This window comes from Rouxiella badensis, assembly GCF_002093665.1.
Lineage (GTDB): Bacteria > Pseudomonadota > Gammaproteobacteria > Enterobacterales > Enterobacteriaceae > Rouxiella > Rouxiella badensis.
The window spans coordinates 182,871-199,862 of record NZ_MRWE01000001.1 but is presented as its reverse complement, the minus strand read 5'-3'; the positions used below and the strand labels follow the sequence as shown (position 1 = coordinate 199,862).

Here is a 16,992-nt window from a genome sequence, read left to right as displayed (position 1 = left end):
GCAACACTCAGATTTATGGAAAATGTTATGAATAACATAGAATTAGAGAAAATTATCGACCGTAAGCTCGACGTCAACGCCTTCAAGGATTACGCGCCAAACGGCCTACAGGTTGAGGGCAGCAGCGAAGTCAAACGCGTGGTGACGGGCGTGACCGCCAGCCAGAAGCTGCTCGACGCTGCCGTCGCGCACGGTGCGGACACTCTTATCGTCCACCACGGCTATTTCTGGAAAAATGAACCCGCTGCGGTGCGAGGGATGAAGCGTAATCGTCTGAAAACGCTACTGCTTAATGATATCAATCTTTACGGCTACCATCTGCCGCTCGATGCGCATCCTGAGCTGGGCAATAATGCTCAGCTGGCTAACCTGTTTGGCATTAAGGTCTTGGGTGAAATCATGCCGCTGGTGCCTTACGGCGAGCTAGAAACGCCGCTGGCGGCTGAAGAGTTTCATCAGGTGATTGAACAGCAGCTGGGTCGCAAGGTGTTGCACAGCGCCGAGGGCGGACCGCAGACGATTCGTCGTATCGCGTGGTGCTCGGGTGGCGGTCAGGGCTTTATTCAGCAGGCTGCCGACTTTGGCGTCGATGCGTTTATTTCTGGCGAAGTCTCCGAGCAAACTATTCACATCGCTCGCGAGATGGGGCTGCACTTCTTTGCCGCGGGCCATCACGCCAGCGAACGCTATGGCGTGAAGGCGCTGGGCGAATGGCTTACCGCCGAGCACGGCCTTGACGTGACCTTTATCGATATCGATAACCCGGCGTAAACCTTATCGACCTTGTCGCGCGACCCTCGGTGGCGCGACATCTTCCTCGTCTTGTTCTTCTTCTTTTAACGTGATGTCGCTGTCTTCGAGCAGAATAAACGCACGTTGAAGTCCGGTATCCGCCTCGGGGTCGGCCCCCTGTTCACGCCTCTCCGCCACCTTGTCTGCGTCAGACGCCTCCGCGGGCGTAATCTGTTCTACTGTCTCGTGCGCAGGCATCTGATCCTGAATCATCTGTTCATCGAGATTTGGATTCAGCGCAGGTGACAGCGGTGAGCTGCTCAGGCTGTCTGGCATCGCGATGTGTGGCACCGGCGCATCTACCGCCATCTGCGTCTGCTGCTCTTTCGCCGAGGTGCGACTCAGTGCCACAATACCCGCCGCGCAAAGCGCAAAGAACGCATAAAGAATCTTGCCGCCCAGCGGTTCAATCAGCGCCCCAACGAGCAAGGGACCGATACAGGCACCCACGCCGAAGGCCATTAACAGACAGGCAGAAAGCGATACCCTGCGCTCCGGTTCAATCATGTCATTGGCCAGCGCCACGACCAGCGGGTAGAGCGTGAACTGCATCAGGCTGACGATGAATCCGCAGGCCAACAGCAGCGGGAAAGAGATATGGCTGAAAACCGCCAGCGGCAGTGCCGTGATGGCCAATAGCAACGCATTGATACGCATCAGCATATTGCGGTTATAGCGGTCAGACAGCCAGCTTAGCGGAAACTGCGCGACCAGACCGGCGAATATCGCCAAAGCCATGAACAGACCGGTTTGCTGTGTCGAGAGCGACTGTTGGCTGGTATAGAGCGGTGCCATGCCGTAAAACGCCCCGATAATCATGCCAATTACCAGCGTAATTGCCAGCACCTTGGGGATCGCGCCGATAAAGAATTTCAGCTCCATGGGGGCCGGCGACATATGTCCAACCTTGGTCCGGGTGGTCAACGCGATGGGCACCAGACACAGGGCGAAGCACAGCGCGATAACTAACAGAGTACTCATGCCGAGTCCGGTTTGCAGCATCAGCACCACCTGTCCCAGCGCCATGCCGAGGTAAGAGGCCGCCATATAAAAACCGAAGACGACGCCGCGCTGGCTCGATTCCGACTGGTCGTTAAGCCAGCTCTCAAGCACCATGTACTGACACATCATGCATAGCCCGATAATCAGGCGTAGCACCACCCAGATGGGAATAATCTCGGTCAGTCCGTGGCCTATCACCGCTGCCGTAATGATACCTGAGCAGGATACGTAGGCCCGAATATGCCCGACGCGGGCAATCAGGTAATGGCCAACCTTGCCGCCAATCACCAGACCAATATAGTTAGCGGCAATGATTGCCCCAATCATGGCACCGCTGACGTTTATCGCGCTCAGACGCAGGGAGACGTAGGTGGTGAGGAGGCCGGAACCGAGTAGCATCAACAACGTGGTGGTATAAAGCGGAAAAAAAACGCCGAAGGTCTTTTTCACTGTTTCTCCCTTTTAAATGAGGCAATCCTCCCTTTTACGCCTTCCAGGCCGGCGGAGGTTTGCAGAAACATAAGACACACTGGCGGTCTTTTGCCTAAAGGATAGCAGCAGATCGCCGCTTCGTCCTTCACAGGACCGCGTCTGCCACCATTTTTAGCCTATATCTGAGCCACAAATAGCGTTATCTTAATTTGTATATTATCTGTGGCTTAGGAGTCATTAATTGCAACGAGCACGGTGTTACTTGTTAGGTGAACGCGCTGTCGTTCTCGAGCTGGAGCCTCCCGTTTCACTGGCGAGCCAGCAGCGGATCTGGGGACTGTCCCAACGTCTGGCGCAGGACGCCAGCTTCAAGGAGGTTATTCCCGGCATGAATAATTTAACCGTGATACTGGCCGAACCGCAACATTCTGCCCTTGATGCTATCGAGCGTTTGCAGACCTGGTGGGAAGAGAGTCAGGCGTTTGAGCCGGAGTCTCGGCTGGTTGAAATTCCGGTGGTCTATGGCGGCAAGGGAGGGCCTGATCTTGAGGGCGTCGCCAGCCATAATGGCATGACCGCGCGTCAGGTGGTGGAGTGCCACAGCGGCGCAGAGTACATCGTTTATTTCCTCGGCTTCCAGCCCGGTTTCCCCTATCTTGGCGGCATGCCGGAGGCGCTGACAACGCCTCGCCACGCCGAGCCGCGTCTCAGCGTTCCGGCGGGAACGGTCGGGATTGGCGGCAGCCAGACGGGCATTTACCCCCTTATTACCCCCGGCGGCTGGCAGCTTATCGGCCATACGTCGCAGCCGATGTTTGATCCTAAGAGCCGTTTGCCGACCCTGTTGCGCCCCGGTGACCGGGTTCGCTTTCTGCCGCTGAAGGAGGGCGTATGTTAAAAGTTTTACGTGCCGGAATGCAGACTACCGTTCAGGACCTTGGCCGTGAAGGCTATCGTCAACTGGGCGTCAGCCAGTCGGGTGCACTCGATGCGCCCGCGCTGCGTATCGCCAACCTGCTGGTGGGTAACGATGAAAATGCCGCCGGTCTGGAAATTACGCTGGGTCAATTCAGCGTCCAGTTTACTAAAAAGGGCTGGATAGCGCTGACCGGCGCAGGCAGCCACACTACGCTGGACGGCGTGTCGTTGTGGACAGGCTGGTGTTATCCGGTCAAGGCAGGTCAAGTGCTGACCATGAAGATGCCGATGCGCGGTATGCGGAGCTATCTGGCCGTGGCGGGAGGCATTAACGTTCCCGAGGTGCTCGACTCTCGCAGCACCGACATTAAAGCCGGATTCGGTGGCTTTGAAGGCCGCGCGCTGAAAGACGGCGACGTGCTGTCGGTCGGCAAGGCGGTAAAAGAGCCGCAAAAATCCACCGGCGTTAAGCAGCTGCTGTTCGGTAACCGTATCCGCGCGGTGCCGGGGCCGGAATATCAGGAATTCAGCCACGATGCACGCGAGTCGTTCTGGCGCACGGCGTGGCAGCTTAGCCCGCAGAGTAACCGTATGGGATACCGCCTGCACGGCCATGAGCTGACTCGCGAAATCAAACGCGAAATGCTGTCGCACGGCCTGGTGCCGGGCGTCGTGCAGGTACCGCACGGCGGCCAGCCGATTGTGCTGATGGCCGACGCGCAAACTACCGGCGGTTATCCACGCATTGCCTGCGTTATCGAGGCTGACCTTTACCATCTTGCGCAGATTCGTCTGGGGATGCCGATTCACTTCGTGAAGTGTACCGTTGAAGAGGCTCTGCACGCGAAGCGTGAACAAGATCGTTTTATCGAACAAATTAAGTGGGGACTGCATGAGCGTTGATTTAAATGCCGACCTTGGCGAAGGCTGTGAAAATGATGAGGCCCTGCTGCAACTGGTGAGTTCGGCGAATATTGCCTGTGGTTTTCACGCCGGGGACGCGCAGACTATGTTGCAGTCGGTGCGTTGGGCCATCCAGTACGGCGTTGCGATTGGGGCGCATCCCAGCTTCCCCGACCGGGAAAACTTTGGTCGTACCGCGATGCAGCTTCCGCCCGAAACCGTTTATGCGCAGGTGGTCTATCAGCTCGGTGCATTGGCGGCGATTGCTCGCGCCGAGGGTGGGAAAATGGTTCACGTTAAACCGCATGGCATGCTCTACAATCAGGCAGCGACGGACGAAGTATTGTCTGACGCCATCGCCCGTGCGGTGCATGAGGTTGACCCATCGTTAGTGCTGGTGGGGCTGGCGGGCAGTGAGCTCATTCGCGCCGGTGAACGTCTGGGCCTGAAAACGCGTCAGGAGGTGTTTGCCGACCGTCGATATCAGAGCGACGGCAATCTGGTGCCACGCAGCCAGCCTGATGCGATGATCGAGACCGATGCGCTTGCGCTGGAGCAAACGCTGGGCATGATTTTGGACCAGCAGGTCGTTAGCCGTGACGGAGTGAAGGTACCGGTTCAGGCCGACACCGTCTGTCTCCACGGTGATGGGGAACATGCACTGGCCTTTGCCCGCAGCCTACGCGCCGCATTTGCCGAGAAAAATATTCCGGTTAGCGCCGAGTAGTTTTGCACTTTGATTGTGGATGACGGTGAGTCGTTTGAGCTGTCATCTGCCCATAAGGATCAGTGATGCGTAAAGTTCTAGTGACCGGTTTTGAGCCATTCGGCGGTGAACGGGTGAACCCCTCGTGGGAAGTGGTGAAAAAATTGCAGGACGTGCAGCTTTCTGGCGTCAGTCTGGCCGTGCGCCAATTGCCCTGCGTATTCGGCAAGGCAATCTCAGCCCTGAATCTGGCCATCGACGAGGTGGATCCCTTGATGGTTATCTGCGTCGGGCAGGCCGGTGGGCGCGTCGATTTTTCCATTGAACGCGTGGCTATTAACATCGATGATGCGCGCATTGCGGACAACGATGGCCAACAGCCGGTCGACCAGCCGATTGTTGCCGAGGGACCTGCGGCCTATTTTGCTCAGTTGCCCATCAAGGCGCTGGTCAACGGACTGCGTGAGGCGGGGATCCCGGCCTCGGTATCACAAACTGCCGGGACTTATGTGTGTAATCACGTGATGTACGGTCTGTTGCACCGTATGGCGCGGGGCGATAGCAACGTGATGAAAGGTGGGTTTATTCACGTGCCTTACTTGCCCGAGCAGGCCGCGCTGCACCCCGGCAGCGCCAGCATGTCGGAACATACGCTGCTGGAGGCGTTAGAGTTAACTATCGCTATTGCGCTGCACACTGAAAAAGATTTATCTGTCGCAGAAGGAGCCACACACTAATGCCAGAAGGACCAGAAATCCGCAGAGCAGCGGATTTGCTTGAAACGGCGGTAGTCGATAAACCCTTGACTGACGTCTGGTTTGCTTTCCCTAAGCTTCAGCCTTATCAACCCTCATTGATAGGCCAGCGCGTTAAAGGCATTGAGACGCGCGGTAAAGCGCTGCTGACGCACTTCACTAACAGCCTCACGTTGTATAGCCACAACCAGCTCTACGGTGTCTGGCGCGTATTTAAACCCGGCGACGTTATCGACCACGGTAAGCGTTCACTGCGGGTGAAGATTGCCACGCCGGACAGCGCTATTCTGCTCTACAGCGCATCGGATATCGAAATCTGGCCGACGGAAGAAGTCTACCAGCACCCGTTCCTTCAGCGAATTGGGCCTGATGTGCTTGACGTGACGTTAACCGTTGAAGAGGTGAGGGCACGTCTGCTATCCCGACGCTTTAGCCATCGTCAGCTTGGCGGGACGCTGCTGGACCAGGCGTTTCTGGCCGGTCTGGGCAACTATCTGCGTGCCGAAATTCTGTGGCAGGCGAAGCTTTTGCCCTCACATCGCCCGGCAGATTTAAACGACCAACGGCTGGATCTGCTCGCCGATGCCTGCTTGTCTATCGCTCGTCACTCTTACGCCATGCGCGGCACGATGGATGAAAATGTGCACCACGGCGCGATGTTCCGCTTTAAGGTGTTTGCTCGTGAAGGCAAGCCCTGCGAACGCTGCGGGGCGGCTATCGTGAAAAGCAGCGTCTCGTCTCGGCCTTTCTTTAGCTGTCCGGGATGTCAGATGTAAAGCGACCTGCCGACGGTTTTAAGCAGTTAAGTCGTAGAGCAATAGATCAGTAATAGGTGCGCTTGCATCTATTACTGCCTACTGTTTCGACAGATATATATGACAGGCTTTTATGAATTAGTCAGTATCGCTACCGCGATATGGCCTCGCTCAGGGCACTCAACAATTCCGCTCTTCCACGGAGGTTAAACATATGCTGCTCCTCGTCAAGAGTTTGCAGGAAGTCATCACTCATTTTCAGTAATGCATTCTGGTAGTTTTCACTAGTTTGTTTGGAAACGACCTCCATCGCCTTGGCGACAAAAAGCCCGCAGGCGTCAGGACAGAATGTCTGAAGGTCTTTGCTAATGGTCAAGATGTTTCCCTCTGCACCACAATCTTTAGCCAGTTTCTTAAACCGTTCATAGTTTTCTAAGTCAGATGCGCCATTCATACTGTCAAACATCAGGGCTTGCTTAGTATTTGTGCTGTCGTAAAAAGTGCCAAACAGGTACCAGTGCTCATTTAATAATAGTGGGACGAAATGCGTTTTTACGGTGCTTCTATTATTGACGTCAAATAATTCGATAAGACGCTGGGAAGCGGTAGCATTATCCGTCGGTAATTCCCTCGCTTCGTGAAATAAGGTGGTTTTTGAAAAAGTTTTTCCTAAATCGTCAGTTAATTTTTTTGAAAAGGCATCAATTTCGACTGAGGTAATAAATCGGTTGTTGTCAAAAATAGTGTTTTCGTTAGATGTTTCGTCATTGTTTACTATATTTTTCAAGTGTTCTATGGACTGATAAATTGTCTCGGCGATCTCCGGTTTGTGGTCGAGAACACCTTCTTCCTGCGGCTTGAATCCAGCAATAAACAACAGTTTTGGAGGGATTTTCCAGTGATTCTCTGGGGGGGTATTTATATGTTCATTATGCTTTTTAACTATAATAAATAAATTTAGACTTTTTTCCTCTATAATTTTTTTTATTTCCGGATTTTGTGGGCAATTTTGCTTACCGGTATATAAATCAAAGATGAATTTCTGTGCTTCTAAAGCCTCTGACGCATCTATTGACGCATTTTTTGAAGCCTTTGCAATATCTTCTGCCGTCTTTTCTTTTCCAACACGTGCGGGAGTAGATAGACCCCCTCCACAGGCGGAAAAAAACATCCGGTCAAGAGCATAATTTGAAAGAGGCTTCCCAAATATAATCTCATGTTTAAAATCGTTTTTAGTTTTTGGCAGGATCCTTTCGTCAATTTGAGCGTAAATATGCTTTTCATAAGAGTTACGAGGTGGGGGGCCCCTTCTCGTTGAGGATTGACTATAAAGAGGATTATCTATGAGGTTAAGCTCGGTATCATTCTCTGACACGCCCATAGAATTCTGCGAGCCGCTATCACTGGTGCTGCTCGTCGGGCTTGAAGAGTCAGTATTGTCATCGCTCTCATGTCTCGATCTATTAGTGACTGAAGCAGTTACCGGAAGGGGGTCTCCAGATTGTTTTGGCAATCGATTCTGATTCTGATTGGAATCCTGATTTGATAATTTAATTTTGCCGCGCAAGTTAACGAAAGAATTAACACAGTCATTGAGCCTGTTAAGAAAAGATTCATTATAACCTTCCGTGCTGTATGAGCTTGCAGAAGATAAATCTTCACTGGATGAATGATTAAACGGCTCTGGATAAGGGTCGACCAAAGAATATGGTGGAGGGGGCGGGAGTGGTTCCAGTGGCAGTGGCAGTAGTGGTGGTGCCTGCCTTTTATAGTTACCTTGCTGTGGCTTTCTAAGAACGAAATTAGATTTCATCGAAGATGGAGAAGATTTAACATCTTTGGGAGTAATAAACGGGGCCGTAAGTTTAGTGTCAAGTTTACCGAAAATAGGCGCTTCAAAGGGCGTCTCTTTTGCATCTATGTCGGTTTGTTGTGTCACTTGTATATTGCGTTGTGCTGCCGATGTTATGCCGAGTGCCATGGCAGTGCTCCTGGATTGGTAAAGTTGCCCAGTATGCTATTTATGCAGTAAAGATGGGTATCAAGGATCGCTTATTTATTGGAAAGGAGAACGTTTTTCTGTTTCATAAAACAATAAAAAAGCCCCTTAACCGGTCGATTTCTCTAGGGTCAAGGGGCGCTTTAATGGCTGCTGACAACGGCAGCTATTTTAATGACTTATGGTCGACCTGGGACTTGAAATCACGTTTGGTGTAGCCGGTATACAGCTGACGTGGACGGGCAATTTTGATGCCGTCATCGTGCATTTCGTTCCAGTGAGCAATCCAGCCAACGGTACGCGCCATCGCGAAGATAACGGTAAACATCGAGGATGGAATTCCCATGGCTTTCAGGATGATACCTGAATAGAAGTCCACGTTCGGATACAGTTTACGTTCGATGAAGTACGGGTCGTTGAGCGCGATGTGCTCAAGCTGCATCGCCACTTCCAGCAGGTCGTCCTTCATGTTCAGCTCTTCCAGAACCGCATGACAGGTTTCACGCATCACGGTAGCGCGCGGGTCATAGTTTTTATAAACACGGTGACCAAAGCCCATCAGGCGGAAGGAATCGTTTTTGTCCTTCGCACGACGAACGAATTCTGGAATGTGATCGACGGTGCTTATCTCTTCCAGCATTTTCAGGCAGGCTTCGTTGGCACCGCCGTGAGCCGGTCCCCACAGCGAAGCGATACCTGCGGCGATACAGGCAAACGGGTTAGCGCCTGAAGAGCCTGCGGTACGCACGGTTGAGGTAGAGGCGTTCTGCTCGTGGTCGGCGTGCAGAATCAGGATGCGGTCCATGGCTTTTTCAAGCACCGGGTTAACCACGTACTCTTCGCACGGTGTGGCAAACATCATGTGCAGGAAGTTACCGGCATAGGACAGGTCATTTTTAGGGTAAACAAACGGTTGTCCGATGGAGTATTTGTAACACATTGCGGCAACGGTCGGCATTTTCGACAGCAGACGAAACGCTGCAATCTCACGATGGCGTTCGTTTTCAACGTCGATAGAGTCGTGGTAGAACGCCGCCAGTGCGCCGGTCACGCCACACAGCACGGCCATCGGATGCGAGTCGCGACGGAAGCCGTGAAACAGACGGGTAATCTGCTCATGGATCATGCTGTGACGGGTCACCGTCGTTTTGAATTCTTCATATTGTTTCTGCGTGGGTGGCTCCCCGTTCAGCAGCAGGTAGCACACTTCCAGATAGTTTGATTCCGTTGCCAACTGGTCAATCGGGAATCCGCGATGCAGCAGAATGCCTTCATCGCCATCGATATAGGTAATTTTGGATTCGCAGGATGCGGTAGAGGTAAAGCCAGGGTCAAAGGTAAAAAAACCTTTTGAGCCGAGGGGGCGAATGTCAATCTCGTCCTGTCCCAGCGTGCCTGATAGCACGTCGAGTTCAATAGGATCATGACCCTGTAGGGTAAGTGTCGCTTTCTTATCAGCCATTTACAGTCTCCTTAGCGCCTTATTTTAATAATCTCTAACAACTCTGTCCTTGGTCTGGTTGCAGAACCCGGTACTGCCTGCGAGCTATCTCCGCCGTTGTAATGTGAGGTCCTCGCTGCGCCCGTCGAGTTGGCGTAATGCGAAGCCGTGTTACTGCCACTGCGTGCAGTTTATGGCGGCCAGGCGGCCTTTCATTGTTGTTATTGATCCGATATCTTTGCTCAATACCTACGACAAGTATGAGGGCATACACGAGCTACACTTTTGCACAACTCGGCGTCGCAGGGAAGCGGATGTGTTGATATGAAGTAAATCTCAAGGATAAATCATGTCGTAATTTGTAATAGAAATGTTAGCACAGTGTCAAACAAGATAATTTATTTTGTGTATAATATGGAAAATGAGAGGTGAATCACTGTTTCGTAGAAAAGTGACCAAACATTTTGTAGGGGAATTGTAATAGGAATGTGATCATCCTATACTCCCCCAAGGTCTCCGGAACACCCTGAAGTAGGAGCACCCAGCGTTATGTAGAACGCGCCGTTTAAGCACAGTGGATGTCGATGTTTGAGCGCGTGACGTGAAGGGCCATTGGGTTCTAACGCTGTCTGATTTCCGCCCAGGCCGGAGGATGGAAAATAATAAGCGCCATTCAAGATGTACTGCGCTCGGTCTGCTGTGTTAAAACAAGCACGAAACGCCCCTTTACTGCTGTTAGGTGTAAACCGGCTTTATCGCTTATTTTTGCCTTGTATGTACCCCGCAGGATGTTTATGAACAGGCTCTAAGGGCTGTGTGGGCTAAACCGTGAAAAAACAAAGACCTGTCAATCTGGATCTGCAAACGATCCGGTTTCCCGTTACTGCGATAGCGTCCATCTTACACCGCGTTTCCGGCGTAATAACCTTCGTCGCTGTCGGTATCCTCCTCTGGTTGCTTGGTACGTCTCTTTCCTCTCCGGAAGGATTCGCGCATGCTGCCGCCATCATGAACAGCTTCTTCGTCAAGTTCATATTCTGGGGAATACTGACCGCATTGGCCTATCACGTCTGCGGCGGCATTCGCCACCTGCTGATGGATTTTGGCGTCATCGAAGAGAGTTTGGCTGTCGGTAAGCTGTCGGCATATATTGCGATTGGCATTACCGTACTGTTGTCAATTCTTGCTGCCGTTTTCGTAGCGTAGGGTATTAAAAGTATGGTTAACAATGTTTCTGCATTGGGACGTAATGGCGTTCATGACTGGCTGTTGGTTCGTGCTTCAGCTATCGTTATCACCCTGTATATCCTCTATATTCTTGGCTTCGTCGTCATGGCTCGGGACATCGATTTTGAAGTCTGGCACGGATTTTTTGCTTCTTCCATTACTAAAGTGTTCACCTTGCTCACGCTGCTTTCGATTCTGGTTCACGCCTGGATAGGCATGTGGCAGGTGTTAACTGACTATGTCAAACCTCTGGCCGTGCGTCTGGTGCTGCAACTTGCGATCGTTGTCACGCTAGTGGTTTATCTGCTTTATGGAACAATAGTTGTGTGGGGAGCGTAGTAAATGAGTCTGCCAGTCAGAGAGTTTGATGCCGTCGTAATCGGTGCAGGTGGCGCCGGTATGCGTGCCGCATTACAGATTTCACAGATGGGCCTGTCGTGCGCCCTGATTTCCAAAGTGTTCCCAACCCGTTCCCACACGGTGTCTGCGCAGGGCGGTATTACCGTTGCCTTGGGCAATACCCATGAAGATGACTGGGAATGGCATATGTATGACACCGTTAAAGGCTCCGACTATATCGGTGACCAGGATGCGATTGAATATATGTGTAACACCGGGCCGGAAGCGATTCTCGAGCTCGAGCATATGGGACTGCCTTTCTCCCGTTTAGACAACGGCAAAATTTATCAGCGTCCGTTTGGTGGCCAGTCGAAGAACTTCGGCGGCGAGCAGGCGGCACGTACTGCGGCAGCGGCTGACCGTACCGGTCACGCACTGCTTCACACCCTTTATCAGCAAAACCTGAAGAATCACACCACCATTTTCTCCGAGTGGTATGCACTCGATCTGGTGAAAAATCAGGACGGCGCTATCGTCGGCTGTACCGCTATCTGCATCGAAACCGGTGAAGTCGTGTACTTCAAGGCGAAGGCCACCGTGCTGGCAACCGGCGGTGCAGGTCGTATTTACCAGTCAACCACCAATGCTCACATCAACACCGGTGACGGCGTTGGCATGGCGCTGCGCGCGGGTGTTCCGGTGCAGGACATGGAAATGTGGCAGTTCCACCCAACCGGTATCGCCGGTGCAGGCGTTCTGGTGACAGAAGGCTGCCGTGGTGAAGGCGGTTATCTGCTTAATAAAGACGGCGAACGCTTCATGGAGCGTTATGCGCCGAATGCCAAAGACCTGGCGGGTCGTGACGTGGTAGCGCGCTCTATCATGATCGAAATCCGTGAAGGCCGTGGCTGTGACGGTCCTTGGGGCCCTCACGCAAAACTGAAACTGGACCACTTAGGTAAAGACGTTCTGGAATCCCGCCTGCCGGGTATCCTTGAGCTGTCTCGTACCTTTGCTCACGTTGACCCGGTCAAAGAGCCTATTCCGGTTATCCCTACCTGTCACTATATGATGGGCGGCATTCCGACTAAGGTGACCGGTCAGGCTCTGCGCGTCAACGCCAAAGGCGAAGACGAAGTGATCCCGGGCCTGTTTGCGGTAGGCGAAATCGCCTGTGTATCTGTTCACGGAGCCAACCGTCTGGGCGGAAACTCACTGCTCGACCTGGTCGTGTTCGGTCGTGCGGCGGGTATGCACTTGCAGGAATCTCTGCTGGAGCAGGGCCCAAGCCGCGATGCCAGCCAGTCTGATATCGATGCGGCGCTGGAGCGTATGAACCGCTGGAACAACACCCGTTCGGGTGAAGATCCGGTGCAAATCCGCAAGGATCTGCAGGCTTGTATGCAGAACAACTTCTCCGTATTCCGTGAAGGTGACGCGATGGCCAAGGGTCTGGAAGATCTGAAGCACATCCGTGAACGTTTGCAGAATGCCCGTCTGGACGATACCTCGACTGAATTCAACACCCAGCGTATCGAATGTCTGGAACTGGACAACCTGATGGAAGTTGCACTGTCTACTGCGGTATCGGCCAACTATCGCACCGAGAGCCGTGGCGCACACAGCCGCTTCGACTTCCCGGATCGTGATGATGCGAACTGGTTATGCCATACGCTTTACCAACCGGAAACCGAAAGCATGACTCGCCGTGAGGTGAACATGCAGCCTAAGCTGCGCGCGGCATTCCCGCCGAAAGCACGTACCTACTAGGCCGGTGAGCAGGAGCATATAAATGAAACTCGAATTTTCGATTTATCGCTATAACCCGGACGTAGACGACGTTCCGTACATGAAAGACTATGTGCTGGAGGCCGAAGAAGGCCGTGACATGATGTTGCTCGACGCACTTATTCTGCTGAAAGAGCAAGATCCGACGCTGTCGTTTCGTCGCTCCTGCCGTGAGGGCGTTTGCGGCTCTGACGGTGTGAACATGAACGGTAAAAACGGTCTGGCCTGCATCACGCCGGTATCTGCACTGCGTAACGGCAGCAAGAAGATTGTTATCCGTCCTCTGCCGGGTCTGCCGGTGGTGCGTGACCTGGTTGTCGATATGGGTCAGTTCTACAAACAGTATGAAAAGATTAAACCGTATCTGATCAATGACGGTAAAAATCCTCCGGCGCGTGAGCACCTGCAGATGCCGGAAGAGCGTGAGAAGCTGGACGGCCTGTACGAGTGTATTCTTTGTGCCTGCTGTTCAACCTCTTGCCCGTCATTCTGGTGGAATCCGGACAAATTTGTGGGACCTGCCGGTCTGCTGGCCGCGTATCGCTTCCTGATTGATAGCCGTGACACAGAAACGCAATCACGCCTTGATAATCTTGACGACGCTTTCAGCGTATTCCGCTGCCACAGCATCATGAACTGTGTCAGCGTGTGTCCTAAAGGGTTGAACCCGACTAAGGCCATCGGGCACATCAAGTCGATGCTGCTACAGCGCGGTGCCTAAGCCGAAAAGTACGAAAAAAGCGGGAACTCAGGTTCCCGCTAATATTAAGTGAACAAGCAGTAACAATTACGCAACAAAATGCACAGACACAGCGCGAATAAGCTGATGAAATGACTGGGTAAAGGGTGATAATTTTGGCCCGTTAACAGTATATTTATGTCTGCGTAAAAAGAGGAACACAGGGAAGCACCAAAAGCTCGAGTAAGCGGTTAATGCGCAGGCTTTTGGAGGTTCCTTGACCGGTCGACGGGCATCAAACCTGTCGGTTAAGTGAACTGTTGTATGGAAAACCGTCTTACTCGGATGTAAGTCAAAATTACGTCAGGTACCACGGTGATTTTATTAACCACGGCGAAAACTAAAGCTTTCAAAGCTTAAGGGATCACGATGCAGAACGGCGCAATGAAGGCCTGGCTGGATTCCTCCTATCTGGCGGGCGCGAACCAGTCTTACATAGAGCAACTCTATGAAGACTACTTAACCGATCCTGGTTCCGTTGACGATAGCTGGCGTTCAATTTTCAAACAGCTACCGACAGTCGGTGTCAAACCGGAACAACTCCATTCACAGACTCGAGACTACTTCCGCCGCCTGGCGAAAGACGCTTCGCGTTATAATTCAGCAATCAGCGACCCGCAAACCGATGCGAAACAGGTTAAGGTGTTGCAGCTCATCAACGCCTTCCGTTTCCGTGGTCATCAGAATGCTAATCTTGATCCCCTCGGTTTATGGAAACAGGAAACCGTTGCTGACCTGGATCCTGCTTACCATCATCTGTCTGAGGCTGATTTTCAGGAAACCTTCAACGTGGGCTCGTTTGCTATCGGCAAAGAGACCATGCAGCTGGGCGAACTTTACGCCGCGCTGAAGCAGACCTACTGTGGATCGATCGGTGCCGAGTACATGCACATCACCAACACGGACGAAAAACGCTGGATTCAACAGCGTATCGAATCCGTTGTCGGCCGCGCTAAGTTCAACGAAACCGAGAAAAAGACCTTCCTCAAAGAATTAACCGCAGCCGAAGGGCTGGAGCGCTACCTCGGTGCTAAATTCCCGGGCGCGAAACGCTTCTCGCTGGAAGGCGGCGATGCCCTGGTACCTATGCTTAAGGACATGATCCGCCACGCCGGTAAAAACGGCACGCGTGAAGTCGTTCTGGGCATGGCGCACCGCGGTCGTCTGAACGTATTGATCAACGTGCTGGGTAAAAAACCCCAAGACCTGTTTGATGAATTCTCAGGTAAGCATAAAGAGCATCTGGGTACCGGCGATGTGAAATATCACATGGGCTATTCGTCCGACGTCGAAACTGAAGGCGGTATGGTTCACCTGGCGCTGGCGTTTAACCCGTCGCACCTTGAAATCGTCAGCCCAGTGGTTATCGGTTCCGTTCGTGCCCGTCGCGATCGTCTTGACGAAGCGCGCAGTAACATGGTTCTGCCAATCACCATTCACGGCGATGCGGCGATTACCGGTCAGGGCGTCGTTCAGGAAACGCTGAACATGTCGTTGGCTCGTGGTTATGAAGTGGGCGGTACTGTACGTATCGTTATCAACAATCAGGTAGGTTTCACTACCTCAAACCCGAAAGACGCGCGTTCTACCGAATACTGTACCGATATCGCGAAGATGGTGCAGGCACCGATTTTCCACGTGAATGCCGATGACCCGGAAGCGGTGGCCTTCGTCACCCGCCTGGCGCTGGATTTCCGTAATACCTTTAAGCGTGACGTAATGATCGACCTGGTCTGCTACCGTCGTCATGGCCATAACGAGGCCGACGAACCGAGTGCAACCCAGCCTCTGATGTATCAGAAGATCAAGAAACACCCAACGCCGCGCAAAATTTACGCGGACAAACTGACTGAGCAGGGCGTAGCCAGCCAGGAAGACGCCACGGAAATGGTTAACCTTTACCGTGATGCGCTGGACGCGGGTGAGTGCGTTGTGGACGAATGGCGTCCGAACGACATGCACACCTTCACCTGGTCGCCTTATCTGAACCACGAGTGGGACGAACCTTATCCGTCTACCGTTGAGCCAAAACGTCTGCAGGAGCTAGCGCGTCGCGTCAGCCACGTGCCAGACGCCATCGAGATGCAGTCTCGCGTCGCCAAGATTTATAGCGATCGTCAAGACATGGCCGAAGGCAAGAAACTGTTCGACTGGGGCGGCGCGGAAAACCTGGCTTACGCGACGCTGGTCGACGAAGGTATTCCTATTCGTCTCTCCGGTGAAGACACCGGCCGTGGAACCTTCTTCCACCGTCATGCGGTAATCCACAACCAGAAAAACGGCTCTGTCTACGTGCCGCTTTCCAACATCCACAACAGTCAGGGCGTGTTCAACGTCTGGGACTCCGTGCTGTCGGAAGAAGCCGTGCTGGCCTTCGAATATGGTTATGCCACCGCAGAACCGCGCACCCTGACCATCTGGGAAGCGCAGTTCGGTGACTTCGCCAACGGTGCACAGGTCGTTATCGACCAGTTCATCAGCTCCGGCGAGCAGAAATGGGGCCGTATGTGCGGTCTGGTCATGCTGCTGCCACACGGCTATGAAGGGCAGGGTCCGGAGCACTCCTCCGCCCGTCTGGAACGTTATTTGCAGCTTTGTGCCGAGCAAAACATGCAGGTATGTATTCCGTCTACGCCGGCGCAGGTTTACCACATGCTGCGTCGTCAGGCGCTGCGCGGGATGCGTCGCCCACTGATAGTGATGTCGCCTAAGTCTCTGCTGCGTCATCCGCTGGCAGTGTCTACGCTCGACGAACTGGCTAACGGCACCTTCCAGCCAGCGATTGGCGAAGTGGACGAGCTGGACCCGAAAGGCATCAAGCGTGTCGTGATGTGTTCAGGCAAAGTCTACTATGATCTGCTGGAACAACGTCGTAAGAACGAACAAACCGACGTTGCCATTATTCGTATCGAACAGCTGTATCCTTTCCCTCACAAAGCCGTACAGAGCGTGATTGAGCAGTATGCGCACGTGCACGACTTTGTCTGGTGCCAGGAAGAGCCGCTCAACCAGGGCGCGTGGTATTGCAGTCAGCATAACTTCCGTGAAGTGGTACCTTTCGGTGCTTCTTTACGCTACGCGGGACGTCCGGCTTCAGCCTCGCCTGCCGTGGGCTATATGTCAGTTCACCAGAAACAGCAGCAAGATCTGGTTAACGACGCGCTGAATGTTCAATAGTCGTTTAATTTTGTAATAA

The 16,992-nt window shown here is 52.9% G+C and carries 14 protein-coding genes; 11 read left to right on the top strand and 3 right to left on the bottom strand.

Going from position 1 to position 16,992, the window contains the following annotated elements; translation table 11 throughout:
- The first annotated feature begins 27 nt into the window (after nt 1–27).
- Nucleotides 28–771: a type 2 GTP cyclohydrolase I gene (locus BS640_RS00965; protein WP_017492606.1), complete on the top strand. Its 744-nt coding sequence runs from the start codon at nt 28–30 to the stop codon at nt 769–771.
- A 3-nt stretch (nt 772–774) separates the two neighbouring features.
- Here BS640_RS00965 and BS640_RS00960 read toward each other — a convergent pair whose 3' ends face one another.
- Nucleotides 775–2,244, bottom strand: a complete 1,470-nt coding sequence (locus tag BS640_RS00960) for an MFS transporter (RefSeq protein ID WP_084911630.1) — start codon at nt 2,242–2,244, stop codon at nt 775–777.
- A 223-nt stretch (nt 2,245–2,467) separates the two neighbouring features.
- Between BS640_RS00960 and pxpB the strand changes: the two genes are divergently transcribed.
- The 5 genes from pxpB (at nt 2,468) to nei (ending at nt 6,284) form a co-directional block, all read left to right on the top strand.
- The gene (gene pxpB, locus BS640_RS00955) at nt 2,468–3,124 is read left to right on the top strand and encodes a 5-oxoprolinase subunit PxpB (protein WP_084911628.1); all 657 of its coding nucleotides are present in this window, start codon (nt 2,468–2,470) and stop codon (nt 3,122–3,124) included.
- Nucleotides 3,118–4,047 (top strand): 5-oxoprolinase subunit PxpC, encoded by a 930-nt coding sequence (gene pxpC / locus BS640_RS00950; protein ID WP_017493921.1) that lies wholly within the window; start codon nt 3,118–3,120, stop codon nt 4,045–4,047. Before pxpB ends, pxpC begins: the two co-directional genes overlap by 7 nt.
- Nucleotides 4,037–4,774, top strand: a complete 738-nt coding sequence (gene pxpA / locus BS640_RS00945; protein WP_084911627.1) for a 5-oxoprolinase subunit PxpA — start codon at nt 4,037–4,039, stop codon at nt 4,772–4,774. The genes pxpC and pxpA overlap by 11 nt, the downstream gene beginning before the upstream one ends.
- Nucleotides 4,775–4,839: 65 nt before the next feature.
- Entirely contained in the window at nt 4,840–5,490 is a 651-nt protein-coding gene (gene pcp, locus BS640_RS00940; protein WP_017493923.1) for a pyroglutamyl-peptidase I, read from the top strand.
- Entirely contained in the window at nt 5,490–6,284 is a 795-nt protein-coding gene (nei, locus tag BS640_RS00935) for an endonuclease VIII (RefSeq protein ID WP_017493924.1), read from the top strand. Before pcp ends, nei begins: the two co-directional genes overlap by 1 nt.
- Nucleotides 6,285–6,414: 130 nt before the next feature.
- On the opposite strand, the gene BS640_RS00930 is transcribed toward nei, so the two are convergent.
- Nucleotides 6,415–8,244 carry a C48 family peptidase gene (locus BS640_RS00930; RefSeq protein ID WP_084911625.1) on the bottom strand — a complete coding sequence of 610 codons (1,830 nt, stop codon included), beginning with the start codon at nt 8,242–8,244 and terminating at the stop codon, nt 6,415–6,417.
- Between the two features lie 184 nt (nt 8,245–8,428).
- Nucleotides 8,429–9,724 carry a citrate synthase gene (locus BS640_RS00925; protein ID WP_017493927.1) on the bottom strand — a complete coding sequence of 432 codons (1,296 nt, stop codon included), beginning with the start codon at nt 9,722–9,724 and terminating at the stop codon, nt 8,429–8,431.
- 807 nt (nt 9,725–10,531) lie between these two features.
- Here BS640_RS00925 and sdhC point away from each other — a divergent pair.
- From sdhC to sucA, 5 genes are all read left to right on the top strand, one after another.
- Nucleotides 10,532–10,909, top strand: a complete 378-nt coding sequence (sdhC, locus tag BS640_RS00920) for a succinate dehydrogenase cytochrome b556 subunit (protein ID WP_026110800.1) — start codon at nt 10,532–10,534, stop codon at nt 10,907–10,909.
- Nucleotides 10,910–10,921: 12 nt separating this feature from the next.
- Entirely contained in the window at nt 10,922–11,269 is a 348-nt protein-coding gene (gene sdhD, locus BS640_RS00915; RefSeq protein WP_017493929.1) for a succinate dehydrogenase membrane anchor subunit, read from the top strand.
- 3 nt (nt 11,270–11,272) lie between these two features.
- On the top strand, nt 11,273–13,039 hold the full coding sequence (gene sdhA, locus BS640_RS00910; RefSeq protein ID WP_017493930.1) for a succinate dehydrogenase flavoprotein subunit: 1,767 nt from the start codon (nt 11,273–11,275) through the stop codon (nt 13,037–13,039).
- Between the two features lie 22 nt (nt 13,040–13,061).
- Nucleotides 13,062–13,778 (top strand): succinate dehydrogenase iron-sulfur subunit, encoded by a 717-nt coding sequence (locus tag BS640_RS00905; RefSeq protein ID WP_017493931.1) that lies wholly within the window; start codon nt 13,062–13,064, stop codon nt 13,776–13,778.
- 387 nt (nt 13,779–14,165) lie between these two features.
- Nucleotides 14,166–16,973 (top strand): 2-oxoglutarate dehydrogenase E1 component, encoded by a 2,808-nt coding sequence (sucA, locus tag BS640_RS00900; RefSeq protein ID WP_084911622.1) that lies wholly within the window; start codon nt 14,166–14,168, stop codon nt 16,971–16,973.
- The last annotated feature ends 19 nt before the right edge of the window (nt 16,974–16,992 follow it).

Excerpts from the sequence above, each read along its gene's own strand:
- pxpA (WP_084911627.1), top strand. The coding sequence starts at position 4,037 with ATGAGCGTTGATTTAAATGCCGACCTTGGCGAAGGCTGTGAAAATGAT.
- nei (WP_017493924.1), top strand. The coding sequence starts at position 5,490 with ATGCCAGAAGGACCAGAAATCCGCAGAGCAGCGGATTTGCTTGAAACG.
- sdhA (WP_017493930.1), top strand. The coding sequence starts at position 11,273 with ATGAGTCTGCCAGTCAGAGAGTTTGATGCCGTCGTAATCGGTGCAGGT.
- BS640_RS00965 (WP_017492606.1), top strand. The coding sequence starts at position 28 with ATGAATAACATAGAATTAGAGAAAATTATCGACCGTAAGCTCGACGTC.
- BS640_RS00905 (WP_017493931.1), top strand. The coding sequence starts at position 13,062 with ATGAAACTCGAATTTTCGATTTATCGCTATAACCCGGACGTAGACGAC.
- sdhD (WP_017493929.1), top strand. The coding sequence starts at position 10,922 with ATGGTTAACAATGTTTCTGCATTGGGACGTAATGGCGTTCATGACTGG.
- BS640_RS00930 (WP_084911625.1), bottom strand. The coding sequence starts at position 8,244 with ATGGCACTCGGCATAACATCGGCAGCACAACGCAATATACAAGTGACA.
- BS640_RS00925 (WP_017493927.1), bottom strand. The coding sequence starts at position 9,724 with ATGGCTGATAAGAAAGCGACACTTACCCTACAGGGTCATGATCCTATT.
- sucA (WP_084911622.1), top strand. The coding sequence starts at position 14,166 with ATGCAGAACGGCGCAATGAAGGCCTGGCTGGATTCCTCCTATCTGGCG.
- pcp (WP_017493923.1), top strand. The coding sequence starts at position 4,840 with ATGCGTAAAGTTCTAGTGACCGGTTTTGAGCCATTCGGCGGTGAACGG.
- pxpC (WP_017493921.1), top strand. The coding sequence starts at position 3,118 with ATGTTAAAAGTTTTACGTGCCGGAATGCAGACTACCGTTCAGGACCTT.